Origin of the sequence: Nitratireductor arenosus (assembly GCF_009742725.1) — a bacterium.
Classification (GTDB): Bacteria; Pseudomonadota; Alphaproteobacteria; order Rhizobiales; family Rhizobiaceae; genus Mangrovimarina; species Mangrovimarina arenosa.
In genome coordinates, this window is sequence record NZ_WPHG01000004.1 from 378,225 (window position 1) to 392,121 (window position 13,897).

At 64.8% G+C, this 13,897-nt stretch carries 14 protein-coding genes; 5 read left to right on the forward strand and 9 right to left on the reverse strand.

Annotated features, from left to right (window positions below):
• Positions 1-258: 258 nt before the first annotated feature.
• The 3 genes from clpX to GN330_RS18255 all read right to left on the reverse strand — a co-directional run bounded on the left by clpX (position 259) and on the right by GN330_RS18255 (position 3,713).
• The gene (clpX, locus tag GN330_RS18245; protein ID WP_156714139.1) at positions 259-1,539 is read right to left on the reverse strand and encodes an ATP-dependent Clp protease ATP-binding subunit ClpX; all 1,281 of its coding nucleotides are present in this window, start codon (positions 1,537-1,539) and stop codon (positions 259-261) included.
• A 290-nt stretch (positions 1,540-1,829) separates the two neighbouring features.
• Positions 1,830-2,474: an ATP-dependent Clp protease proteolytic subunit gene (locus tag GN330_RS18250; RefSeq protein WP_156714140.1), complete on the reverse strand. Its 645-nt coding sequence runs from the start codon at positions 2,472-2,474 to the stop codon at positions 1,830-1,832.
• Positions 2,475-2,609: 135 nt separating this feature from the next.
• On the reverse strand, positions 2,610-3,713 hold the full coding sequence (locus GN330_RS18255; protein ID WP_156714141.1) for an NAD(P)/FAD-dependent oxidoreductase: 1,104 nt from the start codon (positions 3,711-3,713) through the stop codon (positions 2,610-2,612).
• Between the two features lie 183 nt (positions 3,714-3,896).
• Between GN330_RS18255 and blaOXA the strand changes: the two genes are divergently transcribed.
• A complete protein-coding gene (blaOXA, locus tag GN330_RS18260; RefSeq protein WP_156714142.1) occupies positions 3,897-4,709 on the forward strand; it encodes a class D beta-lactamase in 813 nt (270 codons plus the stop codon).
• A 95-nt stretch (positions 4,710-4,804) separates the two neighbouring features.
• The gene (locus GN330_RS18265) at positions 4,805-6,049 is read left to right on the forward strand and encodes a cytochrome P450 (RefSeq protein WP_156714143.1); all 1,245 of its coding nucleotides are present in this window, start codon (positions 4,805-4,807) and stop codon (positions 6,047-6,049) included.
• A gap of 16 nt (positions 6,050-6,065) precedes the next feature.
• On the opposite strand, the gene GN330_RS18270 is transcribed toward GN330_RS18265, so the two are convergent.
• Positions 6,066-6,566 carry a MarR family winged helix-turn-helix transcriptional regulator gene (locus GN330_RS18270; protein ID WP_156714144.1) on the reverse strand — a complete coding sequence of 167 codons (501 nt, stop codon included), beginning with the start codon at positions 6,564-6,566 and terminating at the stop codon, positions 6,066-6,068.
• An 86-nt stretch (positions 6,567-6,652) separates the two neighbouring features.
• On the opposite strand from GN330_RS18270, the gene GN330_RS18275 reads away from it, so the two are divergent.
• From GN330_RS18275 to GN330_RS18285, 3 genes are all read left to right on the forward strand, one after another.
• Positions 6,653-7,615: a DMT family transporter gene (locus GN330_RS18275; protein WP_197435232.1), complete on the forward strand. Its 963-nt coding sequence runs from the start codon at positions 6,653-6,655 to the stop codon at positions 7,613-7,615.
• A 796-nt stretch (positions 7,616-8,411) separates the two neighbouring features.
• The gene (locus GN330_RS18280) at positions 8,412-9,515 is read left to right on the forward strand and encodes a M4 family metallopeptidase (protein WP_156714146.1); all 1,104 of its coding nucleotides are present in this window, start codon (positions 8,412-8,414) and stop codon (positions 9,513-9,515) included.
• Between the two features lie 45 nt (positions 9,516-9,560).
• Positions 9,561-9,848, forward strand: coding sequence for a protealysin inhibitor emfourin (locus GN330_RS18285; RefSeq protein WP_156714147.1), 288 nt, complete (start codon positions 9,561-9,563; stop codon positions 9,846-9,848).
• Between the two features lie 46 nt (positions 9,849-9,894).
• On the opposite strand, the gene GN330_RS18290 is transcribed toward GN330_RS18285, so the two are convergent.
• The 5 genes from GN330_RS18290 to GN330_RS18310 all read right to left on the reverse strand — a co-directional run bounded on the left by GN330_RS18290 (position 9,895) and on the right by GN330_RS18310 (position 13,813).
• The gene (locus tag GN330_RS18290) at positions 9,895-11,181 is read right to left on the reverse strand and encodes an O-acetylhomoserine aminocarboxypropyltransferase (RefSeq protein ID WP_156714148.1); all 1,287 of its coding nucleotides are present in this window, start codon (positions 11,179-11,181) and stop codon (positions 9,895-9,897) included.
• A gap of 129 nt (positions 11,182-11,310) precedes the next feature.
• On the reverse strand, positions 11,311-11,694 hold the full coding sequence (locus GN330_RS18295) for a VOC family protein (RefSeq protein ID WP_106569877.1): 384 nt from the start codon (positions 11,692-11,694) through the stop codon (positions 11,311-11,313).
• Positions 11,695-11,727: 33 nt separating this feature from the next.
• Positions 11,728-12,333, reverse strand: coding sequence for an RNA polymerase sigma factor (locus GN330_RS18300; RefSeq protein ID WP_156714149.1), 606 nt, complete (start codon positions 12,331-12,333; stop codon positions 11,728-11,730).
• Between the two features lie 68 nt (positions 12,334-12,401).
• Entirely contained in the window at positions 12,402-12,923 is a 522-nt protein-coding gene (locus GN330_RS18305; RefSeq protein ID WP_156714150.1) for a CoA-binding protein, read from the reverse strand.
• A gap of 65 nt (positions 12,924-12,988) precedes the next feature.
• The gene (locus GN330_RS18310; protein ID WP_156714151.1) at positions 12,989-13,813 is read right to left on the reverse strand and encodes an enoyl-CoA hydratase; all 825 of its coding nucleotides are present in this window, start codon (positions 13,811-13,813) and stop codon (positions 12,989-12,991) included.
• Positions 13,814-13,897 lie beyond the last annotated feature (84 nt).

A 13,897-nucleotide genomic window follows, 5' to 3' on the forward strand; every position in this document is an offset into this window, starting at 1 on the left:
CCGCCTATCTCCGCATCGCACCATGCGAGGCCTAAGCACGGTTGGATAAGACGCCGCCTTGTCCCGACTTAGTTGGAGGCCGCGCGGGCAAAGATCAAGGGCGGCTGGCCATCGGCAAGGCCGACACCACGACAAACGCAAACTCTACAGAAACACGGAAAGGCCGGAGCGCTTCACGGCGAGGTCGCGCCGTCAAAGACTTCGAGCCGCGGGCCGGACGGCGCAACGGCACGCGCCGCCGCCATCCGAGAGAGCCGGTCAGGCGCTGGCGTTGGCCTTTTCCTTCTTCGGCTCAGCGTAGATGTAGAGCGGCCGGGCCTTGCCGGTCACCACATCCTCCGAGATCACGACTTCCTGGACGCCTTCCAGCGCCGGCAATTCGAACATCGTGTCGAGAAGGATCGATTCCATGATCGAGCGCAGGCCGCGCGCGCCGGTCTTGCGCTCGATCGCCTTGCGGGCGATCGCCGACAGCGCCGATTCGTGGAAGGTCAGCTCGACGGTTTCCATCTCGAACAGGCGCTGATACTGCTTGACCAGCGCGTTTTTCGGTTCGCTGAGAATCTGGACCAGCGCCTCCTCGTCGAGATCCTCCAGCGTCGCCAGAACCGGCAGACGGCCGACGAATTCTGGAATGAGGCCGAAGCGCAGCAGGTCTTCCGGCTCGACCATACGGAACAGTTCGCCGGAGCGGCGATCCTCCGGCGAAGCCACTTCCGCGCCAAAGCCGATCGAGGTCTTGCGGCCGCGATCGGAGATGATCTTGTCGAGCCCGGCAAAGGCGCCGCCGCAAATGAACAGGATGTTGGCGGTGTCGACCTGAAGGAATTCCTGCTGCGGATGCTTCCTGCCGCCCTGCGGCGGCACAGCGGCGACGGTGCCCTCCATGATCTTCAACAGCGCCTGCTGAACGCCCTCGCCCGACACGTCGCGGGTGATCGAGGGATTGTCGGACTTGCGCGAAATCTTGTCGATCTCGTCGATATAGACGATGCCGCGCTGGGCCCGCTCGACATTGTAGTCGGCCGACTGCAAGAGCTTGAGTATGATGTTTTCGACATCCTCGCCGACATAACCCGCTTCCGTCAGCGTGGTGGCGTCGGCCATGGTGAAGGGCACGTCGATGATACGCGCAAGGGTCTGGGCCAGCAGCGTCTTGCCACAGCCTGTCGGTCCGATCAAAAGGATGTTCGATTTGGAGAGCTCGACATCGTTGCTCTTGGAGGCATGGGCCAAGCGCTTGTAGTGATTATGCACGGCAACCGACAGCACGCGCTTGGCGTAGGCCTGGCCGATCACGTAATCGTCCAGAACCTCGATGATCTCCTGCGGGGTCGGCACGCCCTCGCGCGACTTCACCATCGAGGTCTTGTTCTCCTCGCGGATGATGTCCATGCACAGTTCAACGCATTCATCGCAGATGAATACGGTCGGGCCGGCGATCAGCTTGCGAACCTCGTGCTGGCTTTTGCCGCAAAACGAGCAATAGAGCGTGTTCTTGGAATCGCCGCCGCCACCGCTGCTGCTGACCTTGCTCATGCCTTCAGTCCTTTTCGGTCCTTCCCGGCGAGTGGCCGGCGAGGATGATGTGTCTTTTGGAAATCGGGAGGATACGCCGAACTCACCCGATACCCCGTTCGACTACGAAACACACTTTGTGCGAAGCGGCAACAACTCGCCAAACCCCGCCCGAGGGTATTCCCCCGAAACTCAACATAGGCTTAACGTAGGGGCTCCTCCCACGGGAGGGAACACCCGAATGTGACAGAATTGCCGCAGAATGTTTCAAAATTGCGTCAGGCGCGCGCCGGAGCGCGCGCCTTGCCGCTTCAGCTTCCGGGCTTGTCCTTGGCCTCGGTCTCGATCGCAGAGCGGCTTGCGATCACCTTGTCGATGAGGCCGAAATCGAGCGCCTCGTCCGCGGTCATGAAATGGTCGCGGTCGAGGGTCTTTTCGATCGTCTCGTAATCCTGGCCGGTGTGCTTGACATAGACCTCGTTGAGACGGCGCTTAAGCTTGATGATATCTTGGGCGTGTCGCTCGATGTCAGATGCCTGGCCCTGGAAGCCGCCGGAGGGCTGATGCACCATGATGCGGGCGTTGGGCGTGACGAAGCGCATGTCCTTGTGGCCCGCGCACAGAAGCAGCGAGCCCATTGAGGCGGCCTGGCCGATGCACAGCGTAGACACCGCCGGCTTGATAAACTCCATCGTGTCGTAGATGGCCATGCCCGACGTCACCACTCCGCCGGGCGAGTTGATGTAGAGCGAGATTTCCTTCTTGGGGTTTTCCGCCTCCAAAAACAGAAGCTGGGCGCAGACGAGTGTGGCCATGCCATCCTCGATCGGGCCGGTGATGAAGATGATGCGTTCCTTCAGGAGCCGCGAGAAAATGTCATAGGCCCGTTCGCCGCGATTGGTCTGTTCCACGACCATCGGAACGAGGTTCATCGCGGTCTCGACTGGGTCTTTCATCAGGTATCCCCCTTCCGGAAGCTGGTTTGCGCCGGTGGCTTGATTCGGCAACGGTCAATCTGCGCTAGATAAGGGGCGTGGTCCCGCTTTCGCAAGGCCGGGAGCGCCGAGTGCCCGCGAAACAGGCGGAATGGTTTACGCCAGTTCCGCCCGCAACGCGGCACGCAGGCGGGCAAAATCAGACCGCTCGACGTGGTCGGCCACGCGGCGGCCGACATAGGCGCCGAATTTATAGCCATGGCCGGAACAGGCCGACACCACCAGGCAGCGGCCGCGTTCTGTCGCAAAGAAGGCCTCGTCATCGGTGAAGGTGTAGGCGCAGCTGACGACCGAGGAGACAAGGTAGTCGGCGACGCGCGCCAGCGGCGGCGCAAACAGGTCGCGGATCGCCTCGCCTTCGCCGGCCTCGGGCATTCGCCTTGCATCGGCGTCGGGCGAGGCGAAGCGGTGCAGGCCGGAGCCGAATTTCAGCCCGCCATCGCCGGAGGGCGGGATGATGTAGCCGTCGGTAGCGCCGCCGACATCCAGCACGACAGGGGCGGCCGCCCACGCCGCGGCCAGTTCGGCGGGCGGATCGAGATAGACGACCGCGGTACGATAGACGGTCAGGGAACCGGCGAGGTCGGGAAAAAGCTTCGTCACCCAGGCGCCGGCGCACACGACCACCCTCTCCGCCGCGAGCGTCTCGCCGCTCGCCAGCCGTACCCGGCCCTCGTCTTCCTCTACGGCAACGACACGGCAGTGCTCGCGCACGGTGGCGCCCTTCTGGCGGAACCAACGCAGCAGGTCGGCGGCGATGCGCCGGCAGTGCAGCGCCCCGCCCTCGGGCGAGGCATAGGCGTACCGGATCGCACCTGCGTCGAGGAACGGCCAGCGCGCGGCCGCCTCGTCCGGCTGGAAGAGCTCGAACGGGTAGCCGCCGGCCTTCAGCCCATCGAGAAAATCCTCCGCCTCGTCGCCTTTCTCGCGCGACACGCACAGGAAACCGCGCGGATCGAGATGACTGCGGCCGAGATCGGACCATAGCGCGTCCCAGGCATCATAGGCCTCGGTGATGGCGTGGCCGTAGCCGCTGGCCGAGCCATAGGCGCGGCGGATAATGCGGTGATGGTCGCCGGAGGCGGCGAGCGGATTGGGAATCGGCCCCTGTTCGAGCAGGGTGACCGCATGGCCGCGCGCGACCAGCGCCCAGGCGGTGCACAGGCCGGCAATGCCGGCGCCGACGACGATGACGCGCATCAATGCCTCCCAGAATGGGCGCGACCGTTGCACCGACCACGATGCCCGTAGGCCAGCCGGCGAACGCCCGGCGATCTTGACGCTGATAACCGCAAACCCGTACCGGCGAAAGCCATAGCCGCCGGCTTCACCTTCTGTTAACGCACGCCCTGTCTATGCTCGACCGAAACACAGGGGACCTTGATGATCCGGTCAGGTTTGATTTGGCTATCTTTACTGGCGGCCCTGGCGCCGGCCACGGCATCGGCCGGGACGCTGTGCACGGTGATCGCCGATGCCGACACCGGCGCGCGCCTGCTCGAGGAGGGCACGTGCGATCTGCGCGCAACGCCGGCCTCGACCTTCAAGGTCGCGCTCGCCGTGATGGGGTTCGATGCCGGCTTCCTGACCGACACACACGCGCCGGTGCTTGCCTACCGCGAGGGAGAGGTCGATTGGGGCGGCAAGAACTGGCGGCAGCCGACGGAACCGACACGCTGGCTGAAATATTCGGTCGTCTGGTATTCGCAACGCATCACGCGCGCGCTCGGCCAGGATACGCTGAGGCGTTATGCGCGCGCCTTCGGCTACGGCAATGCCGATTTTTCCGGCGATCCGGGCAAGAATAACGGGCTCGAGCGGGCCTGGATCAGCTCTTCGCTTACGATCTCGCCGCTGGAGCAGGTGGCGTTCCTGCGCAAGCTGGTTACCGGGCGCCTGCCCGTCGGCCAGGCAGCGATGGACAAAACAATGCGGATCGTGGCGACGACCCAAACCGGCGACGGCTGGCGCGTTTCGGGCAAGACCGGCGGCGCCTATCCGCGCAAGGCGGACGGCAGTTTGGACCGGGCACGCGGTTTCGGGTGGTTCGTCGGCTGGGCGGATCGCGGCGAGCGGCGGCTGGTCTTTGCCCGCCTGGCCCAGGACGAGACGCGCCAGGCCGGCTCGCCCGGTATCCGGGCCCGCGATGCGTTCTTGAAGACATGGCCGACGATGGCCGCGACGATCGCCCCCTAGGCGGGCCACCAGAGGCCGATTGCCGGGCGATGCCCGGCTCCTGGACCACAACGCAAACATGGCGCCGAATGGCCAAGCTGCGCTATGGACCGGGGATGAGCATCGAGACCGCCCTTGTCGCCGGCGCCGACCGGACCCAGCGCCGGCTGTCGCTTTCCCCACGCGCTCCCGCCTTCGTCCAGGATCCCTACCAGGCTTATGGCTGGCTGCACGCCCACATGCCGGCTTTTTACTGGCAGGATTACGGATTCTGGTGTTTTGCCGGCTTTGATACCGTCAACCGGCTGTTGCGCGACCGGCGGTTCGGGCGCGAAAACCGCTGGGGGCCGCCGGCGATCGTCGGCCCCGACCGCGCCCATCTCGCCGATTTCGATGCGGTGGAGGCACGCTCACTGCTTGAACTGGAGCCGCCCGCCCACACGCGGTTGAGAAAACTGGTCAACCGGGCCTTCGTCTCGCGCCAGGTCGAGCGTCTGCGCCCGCGTGTCGAGGCGCTCGCGCACGCACTGATCGACCGTTTCGTGGACAAAGGCGAGGCCGACCTGCTGCCCGCCTTCGCGACCCCGATCCCGGTCACGGTGATCGCGGAGATGCTGGGCGTACCGGTCGAGATGGGCGACCGGCTGGTTGCGTGGTCGAACCGGATGGTGGCGATGTACACGCTGACCCAGGACCGTGAGACCGAGCACGACGCCAACCGCGCGGCACGCGACTTCGCCGCCTTCCTGCGCGGTTATGTCCGGGAGCGGCGTGAGGCGCCGGGCGACGACCTCCTGAGCCTGTTGATCGAAGCCAGCGATGACGGCGAGCAGCTCGACGAGGACGAACTGATCTCGTCGGTGATCCTGCTGTTGAACGCCGGCCACGAGGCGACCGTGCACCAGACCGGCAACGCGGTGCGCACGCTGCTGGCCGAGGGCGGCGATCCGCGCCGGTTTTTCGAAACGCCGGAGGCAACAGCGGCCACGGTCGAGGAATGCCTGCGGATCGACGCACCGCTGCATATGTTTACCCGCTATGCCTACGAGACGGTCGAGATTAAGCCCGGCATCACGGTGAACCCGGGCGAGCGCATCGGCCTGCTGCTGGGGGCGGCCAATTGCGACCCTGCCGCCTTTTCGGCGCCGCGCCGCTTCGACCCGGCGCGCGCCGACCAGAAGAACGTTACCTTCGGGGCCGGCATCCATTTCTGCATCGGCGCGCCGCTCGCCCGGCTCGAGCTGCAGGTCGGCCTCAAGGTGCTGTTCGACCGGCTGCCCGGCCTCCGGTTGGCCGAGACGCCGCGCTATCGCGACATCTACCATTTCCGCGGGCTGGAACGGCTGAACGTACGCTTTTAGGCGCAAACCCGCCGGGCTAGCCTGGTTCAGCTTCCGGAAGTCCGGCGAGCAGCTTCGCGAGCAGTGCGTCGAGTTGTTCCTGCTCGGCGCGGCTGAGGGCCGCAACGACCCTGGCCTCGTTCTCGACATGGGCGCTCACCGCTTCATCGATCAGCGCCCTGCCCTTTTCGGTCAGGCCCGCCCGCAGCGCGCGGCGGTCGCGCGGGTCGGGCGCGCGGGCGATCAAACCCTTGCCTTCCAGTCGGTCGAGCCGGCTGGTCATCGTGCCGGAGGTGACCATGGTGGCGGTGTAAAGCTCGGTCGGGCTGAGCGCGTAAGGCGCGCCCGCGCGACGCAGGGTCGCCAGCACGTCGAAATCGCCCGCCTGCAGCCCGAACCGGGCGAATAGCGGGTCGAGATGGTCGCGCGCGACCGCGCGGGCTGCCACCGCGATCCGGCCGAGAACCGCCATCGGCAAAATATCGAGATCTGGACGTTCGCGCTGCCATTGCGCGATGGCGAGAGTGACGCGATCCAATCTTTTTCTCCCAATTTATCTTGACGAAATGTATCTTGATGACAAGATATATGTCAATCGTCCCTATTGCCTCTGGAAGCCAAGCCATGCCCGATCCCTCCGCCCCCCGCTCAGGCCCGCTGCTCGCCTTCGGCCTGCTCGTCGTCGTCGGCCTGTTCATCGGCCTGACGACCAATCTGGTCAAGTTCGCCACCGCGGCCGGCGCGGCGCCTTTCTCCTTCCTGTTCTGGTCGGTGGCGGGGTCGGGCGCGGTGCTGATGGCGGCGGCCGCAGCAAGCGGCCGGCTGCCGCGCGCCGACCGCCGCACCGGCGAATATTTCCTGGTGTCGGGCCTGCTGAGCCTTGCACTGCCGAATTTCCTGATCTTTTCCGCCGTGCCGCATGTCGGCGCTGGATTCGCCGCGATTTCCTTCGCCTTTCCGCCACTCTACACCTATGCAATGGCGATCGCGTTCGGCCTGGAACACTTCCGCAAGGTCCGCGGCGTGGGTATCCTGCTCGCGCTGGTCGGCGTCGTGATCCTGGCCGCCGCCAAGACGATGAGCGGCGACAGCTCGCCGGTCTGGATCGCGGCGACGCTGATCGCGCCCGTCATCATCGCCGCCGGCAACATTTACCGCACCATGCGCTGGCCGCAGGGCGCTGGTTCGCTGTCATTGGCGCCGGGCATGCTTTTGGGCGCGGCCTTGCTGCTTGGCCTTGCAAGTCTGGCCGCCACGATCCCTCTGTCGCTGCCGGCGACGACGGCCGTGCTCGGCGCGCTCGCCGCCCAGATCGCGACCTTTTCGGCGATGTATCTGCTTTATTTCATGCTGCAGAAGGTTGCCGGCCCGGTCTATCTCAGCCAGATCGGCTCGGTGGGCGCAATCAGCGGCGCGGCGGTGGCGATCCTGGTTCTGGGCGAGGCCGTGCCGCTGGGTCTGGTGCCGGCCGCCCTGCTGATCGGCGCCGGGATTTTTCTGCTTTCCAAGCGCTCCGGTTCCGCCGTCACCCCGCCCCGGCGCACCGAGCCCGCCGCAACGGCAACGCCGTGCCGCACGACAGGATGAGCGCCGCGCGGGCAGAGGACCAAAGCGGGACGCCACGGCTAGGTTCGGCGGACACTCAATGCCCACTCCGTGGCCCACAACATTTCGGTCCTTAGACGCGGCAACCCGGCCCATAAACAAGGAAAGCACTGGGATCGCTCCCAGTGCCTCCCTGTTCGGATCAGCAATCGTCTCAAGCGTCGTCCGAAGGACAAGCGCCGATCGGATCCGCTGAACCGGACGATTTCGGCAATGGCGCTTCCCGAAGAATCATTCCCTTCCCGAAATCTGCCCGCAGTTCCCAAGGACCTGCAAGCGCGCCGTCGAAGGACTTGACCGGCCTTCACGGCAGCATCGGCTCCGCTTTCCGCGTTCCAGACCGCTTTCAGCGGGTCCGCGGGACCCTGGCATCGCACCGTCTGGCGGGTCGCCCCGCCGTTCCATCCGGGCCAGCACGGGCTCAGGTTTGCCTTTCGGTTTTTCCCCGCGGTCCAGGCGGGACGTCCAAGCACCCGAGATGCCCGAACGTTATGCCCGCAATAGCGGAGCAACAAGATTGGAGGGCCTGTGGAAAACGGGGATCAAGGGGAAAACCCACGAAATTTTGCGTCGATCCAGATTTTTGGGCAAATTTTCTCCACTCGATGGCTTTTCCCGCGCATTTCCTGCACCGCAATCGGGGAAATCTCCGCCCTCTCCCGCCGGCACGCATGGCGGGCATGGGACTTGTCCAGCCGGCTCTGTAACCGGTTTCATAGTCGCCGCCGTCGATTTCGGTTTCGCTTGTAACCGGGGCTCCAAGCAAGGAGGCACGATCATGTGCGCAATTTGCGACGGCCACGCACGCAATCCCATCACCTGTATCGTCCCACCCCATATGCTGGAGGTGCTGGCGATCCGTGGCAGCAAGAAAACAGCAGCGATGGCGCGCTCGCTGCTCGACCAGACCCGCAAGGTCCGCCACGAGCGGGCCGAGTTCCGTACCGGCAGGGCGATGCTGGAAGAAGCCGGTGCCATGGGCGGTTTCGTATCTACCGCATTGTCGCGCGCGGCGACTCAAAGCAACCTCGATCGCGCCATCCATGACGGCGAGGGCAAAGCCGGCCTGCCCGGAAAGCTGCTGCGAAAGGAGGGCGACCCGGCGAGCGGAGACGCGGCCGTCGACGAGGCCTATGACGGCGCCGGCAATGTCTATCGCCTCTATTTCGAAGCGTTTTCGCGCGATTCACTCGACGGCAACGGCATGAAGCTGGTGCAAACCGTACACCACCGCCGCAACTACAATAACGCCTTCTGGAATGGCGAGCAGATGGTGTACGGCGATGGCGACGGCGAGATTTTCCAGAAATTCACCGAGCTATCGGTGATCGGTCACGAGATGTCGCACGGCGTCGTCCAGTTTTCAGGCGGCCTACTCTACGAGGGCCAGTCGGGGGCGCTGAACGAAAGTTTCGCCGACGTGTTCGGGGCGCTGACCGTGCAACGCAAGCTCGGGCTGGAGGCGCACGAAACCGACTGGCTGGTCGGCAAGGGGATACTCGGCCCCGATATTCGCGGCGTGGCGCTCAGAAGCATGAAGGCGCCCGGCACGGCCTATTCCGACGCCCTGCTCGGCCAGGACCCCCAGCCCTATCATATGGACTTCTTCGTCAACACGACCGGTGACAGTGGCGGCGTGCACATCAATTCCGGCGTGCCCAACCACGCCTTCTACCTGTTCGCCCAATATCTGGGCGGCAAGGCCTGGGAGAAGCCCGGCACGATCTGGTACCAGACCATGCAGCGCCTCAACAATCCGGTCGCGACCTTCGCCCAATGGGCCGCGCAAACGGTGGAGGTGGCGATCGGGCTGCACGGCGCCGGCAGTCTGGAAGTGCTGTTTCTGAAACGGGCCTGGAAACTGGTCGGGCTACCGGTATAGGTTGATCCGGACATGGCTGGATCACTTGCAACGGAGTGCGCGGCGATGCTGATCATCATTTCCACCAGCGGCGGGATCGGCGGGACCGGGCTTGGCGGCACGGAAAAACGGGTCGAGACCGACAGCCTCGACACGCCGCTGCGCGAAAAGGTCTGCGACCGCTTCGACCCCGCCACGCTCAAGACACTTGCCGGCAGCGCTGCCGGCCTGCGCGGCGCCGACCGCGTCGTCTATCATCTCACGGTGATCGACGGCGCCGGCGACAGGCACCGCTTCGACATTCCCGAGGCGGCGATGCCGGCCAACATGCTCGACATGCTCGATACGTTGTGATGAAAACCGGCGGCGCCCGCGCCGCCGATCTTGACGCCGCACGGGATCAGCCGGCCTTGGCGAAGGCCTGCTCGAGATCGGCGATGATGTCGGCGGCGTCCTCGATGCCGACCGAAAGCCGCACGACGTCGGGCCCCGCGCCGGCGGCGGTCTGCTGTTCGTCCGACAATTGCTTGTGCGTGGTCGAGGCCGGATGAATGATCAACGAGCGCACGTCGCCGATATTGGCGAGGTGCGAGAACAGCTCGACATTTTCAACCACTTTCACGCCGGCGTCGAAGCCGCCTTTCAGCCCGAAAGTGAACACCGCGCCGGCGCCCTTGGGCGAGTATTTTTTCATCAGCGCGTGATTGGGGTCGGACGGCAGGCCCGGATAGGACACCCACTCGACCAGCGGATGTTTTTCGAGCCATTCGGCGACCTTCAGGGCGTTGTCGCAGTGGCGCTGCATCCTCAGCGCCAGCGTCTCGATGCCCTGCAGCAGCAAGAAGGCGTTGAAAGGCGAGATCGACGGCCCGAAATCGCGCAGGCCGAGTACCCGGCAGGCGATCGCGAAGGCGAAATTGCCAAAGGTCTCGTGCAGCACCATGCCGGCATATTCCGGCCGCGGTTCCGACAGCATCGGATAATTGCCGGATTTGGACCAGTTGAACGTGCCGCCGTCGACGATCGCCCCGCCCATGGAGTTGCCGTGGCCGCCCATGAACTTGGTCAGGGAATGCACGACGATATCGGCGCCGTGCTCGATCGGCCGCAGCAAATAGGGCGAGGCCATGGTATTGTCGACGATCAGCGGCAGGCCGTGCTTGCGCGCAATGTCGCCGATCTTTTCCAGATCGACGAACTTGCCGCCGGGATTGGCCAGGCTTTCGACGAAGATCGCCCGCGTCTTGTCGTCGATCAGCCCGTCGAAGCTTTCCGGCTCGTCAGTGTCGGCCCAGCGCACCTCCCAGCCGAAATTCTTGAAGGCATGCCCGAACTGGTTGATCGAACCGCCGTAAAGCTTGTTGGCGGAAACGAAATTGTCGCCAGGCCGCATGATGGTGTGGAAGATGAGCAACTGGGCGGCGTGGCCGGAGGCGGTGGCGAGCGCGGCGGTGCCGCCTTCAAGCGCGGCAATGCGCTCCTCGAGCACGGCCTGGGTCGGGTTCATGATGCGGGTGTAGATGTTGCCGAACGCCTTCAGCCCGAACAAAGAAGCGGCGTGGTCGACGTCGTCGAAGACGAAGGAGGTGGTCTGGTAGATCGGGGTTGCCCGCGCACCGGTTGCCGGATCGGGTTTGGCGCCGGCATGGATGGCAAGTGTGTCGAATCCGGGCGTGCGCTGAACCATCTACTATCTCCCTGAATGGATGTGCGCGCCATACATCGCAAAGGGAGGGCGGCTTGGCAAAGCAGAAATTTGCGTGGCGCGGGAGCATCCGGGATCAAACCCGTCGCCGCAAGCCGCCCCTTCGGTTGACTATTTTCGCGAGCGGGGCTTTTCGGCCGCCTGGTAGAGGCCGAGACCAAAGCCGTCGGGGTCCTGAAAGTCGGCGCTCCATCCTCCGGGCGCTTCTTCGACCGGGGTCACGATGGTGACTCCCTGTTCGGCGAGCGCCGCCACGATGTCGTCGATGCCGCCATCCTCGAGGTCGAAGACCAGCGCCGGCGTGTTGCCGCGACTGGCCTCCATCTCGAAGAAGACCATGTCGAGACCGCTATCCAGCGTGCCTTGCAGCCAAAAGGGTTCGGCGCCCTCCTGGCGGACCAGACCCAACCCGAGGACGTCGTTGTAGAAAGCTTCCGTGCGGACGATATCCGAGACGTAGAAAACGATCGAAGCGCGATGCGGTTTGGGCAACATGTTCGGGAGTTCCTTGTTGGAGACTTGATACACCTATGGTTGCCGCGCCCGCGACTTTTGTGAGCGCCGTATCAAAAAAATGTGCCCGTCCGGATCATGGCTGGCGAAATCACCGTTCTTACGCGCCAGATAGGGCCGCAATCCCTGCCTTATGCGTCCGTACGGCAGATCGAGGCTGAGGCCGGGCAGTCCGTCCGGCAGCCGTCTGCCGCTTTGTGCAAGCGCCTTCCTGAGCGCCGAGACACGCTGGCGCACCGCAGTGTCGGTAAGCCCGAGCAGGTAGGCGATCTCGCGCCGTGTGTGGCCCGACAGCGCCAGCGCGGCGACGACGCGCAGCGATTTCGGCAGGGCGGACGGAATGGGCGTGTCGGTCCCGGCATCGTCAGGCGCCGGCTCGGCTTGCTGCTGCCATTGCGCCTCGCGGATTTTTCGCCGCATGGCGCTGCGCGCGTCAAACGCGGCGCGCTTGCGGATCGCCCCGGCGATCCATCGCCGGTTTTCCGGCTTCGACATGTCGATCCGACCGGCCGCAAAGGCGGCGAGAAGCACCTCCTGGACAATGTCCTCCGCTTCGTCGGGGCGGCGCGCATGACGCCGTGCGACCTCCAAAAGCTTCGTGTCGTGGCGGGCGTGATCCATGCGTGTAAGCCTTGGTGCGGATTGCCGGAAACTACGCCCCTGCCGCCCCGCGCCGCAAGGCTGGCGCGCTATCGCTTGACGATGCCAAAACTCTGATAACCGTCGCGCATCAGCGGTTTTTTGGCCGAAATCACCCGGCTGTTGACGCCGTTCCAGCCGATTTCGCCGGAAAGTCGCGCATATTCGATCTTCGGACAGCGATCCATCACCACCTTGATGCCGGCCGCCTCGGCGCGCGCGGCGGCCTCGTCGTGACGCACGGTAAGCTGCATCCAGATCACTTTCGGCAGCGGGTCGAGCGCCAGCGCCTCGTCGACGACGCCGGGGACCGCGTCCGAGGCGCGAAAAATGTCGACCATGTCGATTGGCTCGGCAATGTCGGCGAGCCGGGCGAAAACCGGCCGGCCGAGAATATTACCGCCCGCCTTGCCCGGGTTGACCGGAAAAACCGTGTAACCCTTGTCGATCAGATATTTGGTCACGAAAAAAGACGGCCGGACATCGTTGGCCGAGGCGCCGACAATGGCGATGGTTTTCACGGCGTTCAGAATGCCGGAGATATAGGCGTTGTCGTAATCGTCGTGGTTCATGGCCAATCATGTGCCGGAAGCGGCGGCCTCGATCAAGCCTCGGCGCAAGCCGGGCGTCGCCGTCGCTACTCTCCCGTCCACTCCGGTTCGCGCTTGTCGAAAAAGGCGTCGAGGCCTTCTTCGGAATCGCGGGTCATGAAACCGTCGACCATGACGGCGGAGGCGTAGTCGTAGGCTTCCGACAGGCGCATATCGGCCTGCTCGTAGAAGGCGCGCTTGCCGCGGGCGATCGCCACCGGCGATTTGGAGGCGATGGCGGCGGCGTATTTCTCCACCACCTGGTCAAGATACTCCTCCGGCACGACCCGGTTGACGAGGCCGAATTCGCGCGCGGTCGCCGCGTCGATCATCTCGCCGGTCAGAAGCATCTCCATGGCGTGCTTACGCGACAAATTGCGCGACAGCGCCACCATCGGCGTGGAGCAAAAGCCGCCGAGATTGACGCCGGGGGTGCAGAAACGCGCCGTTTCGGAGGCGATCGCCAGGTCGCAGCTTGCCACGAGTTGGCAGCCGGCCGCCGTCGCCACGCCGCCGACCTTGGCGATCACCGGCATGGGCAAACGCACCACCGCCTTCATCATCTCCGAGCAGCGCCGGAACAACTCTTCCAGAAAGACACGGCCACGGTCGGGGTCGCGCCGGTGCGCGGCCATCTCCTTGAGATCGTGACCGGCGCAAAAGATCTTGCCGGTGGCGGCAAGCACCACGACCCGCACGGCCCGGTCCTCGCGCGCCGCCAGCAGCGCCTCGTGCAGCGCGCCGATCATTTCCATCGACAGGACGTGCGCGGGCGGATTGGCCAGCGTCAGCGTCACGACGCCGTCACTGGTCGCCACATCGACCAGCCCGGCGGGCGTTTCGCTGCTTGCGAGGTTCACGATCTCGGCCATCGGCCACCTCCCTTTCGGTCCACATCGTCGCAGTTCGTCGACCATGCCTACCATGCCAAGGCTTGAAGATCAGCCGGGAAACGG

Excerpts from the sequence above, each read along its gene's own strand:
- GN330_RS18255 (WP_156714141.1), bottom strand. The coding sequence starts at position 3,713 with ATGCGCGTCATCGTCGTCGGCGCCGGCATTGCCGGCCTGTGCACCGCC.
- GN330_RS18300 (WP_156714149.1), bottom strand. The coding sequence starts at position 12,333 with ATGGATCACGCCCGCCACGACACGAAGCTTTTGGAGGTCGCACGGCGT.
- blaOXA (WP_156714142.1), top strand. The coding sequence starts at position 3,897 with ATGATCCGGTCAGGTTTGATTTGGCTATCTTTACTGGCGGCCCTGGCG.
- GN330_RS18285 (WP_156714147.1), top strand. The coding sequence starts at position 9,561 with ATGCTGATCATCATTTCCACCAGCGGCGGGATCGGCGGGACCGGGCTT.
- GN330_RS18250 (WP_156714140.1), bottom strand. The coding sequence starts at position 2,474 with ATGAAAGACCCAGTCGAGACCGCGATGAACCTCGTTCCGATGGTCGTG.
- GN330_RS18305 (WP_156714150.1), bottom strand. The coding sequence starts at position 12,923 with ATGAACCACGACGATTACGACAACGCCTATATCTCCGGCATTCTGAAC.
- GN330_RS18310 (WP_156714151.1), bottom strand. The coding sequence starts at position 13,813 with ATGGCCGAGATCGTGAACCTCGCAAGCAGCGAAACGCCCGCCGGGCTG.
- GN330_RS18265 (WP_156714143.1), top strand. The coding sequence starts at position 4,805 with ATGAGCATCGAGACCGCCCTTGTCGCCGGCGCCGACCGGACCCAGCGC.
- GN330_RS18280 (WP_156714146.1), top strand. The coding sequence starts at position 8,412 with ATGTGCGCAATTTGCGACGGCCACGCACGCAATCCCATCACCTGTATC.
- clpX (WP_156714139.1), bottom strand. The coding sequence starts at position 1,539 with ATGAGCAAGGTCAGCAGCAGCGGTGGCGGCGGCGATTCCAAGAACACG.
- GN330_RS18290 (WP_156714148.1), bottom strand. The coding sequence starts at position 11,181 with ATGGTTCAGCGCACGCCCGGATTCGACACACTTGCCATCCATGCCGGC.
- GN330_RS18275 (WP_197435232.1), top strand. The coding sequence starts at position 6,653 with ATGCCCGATCCCTCCGCCCCCCGCTCAGGCCCGCTGCTCGCCTTCGGC.
- GN330_RS18295 (WP_106569877.1), bottom strand. The coding sequence starts at position 11,694 with ATGTTGCCCAAACCGCATCGCGCTTCGATCGTTTTCTACGTCTCGGAT.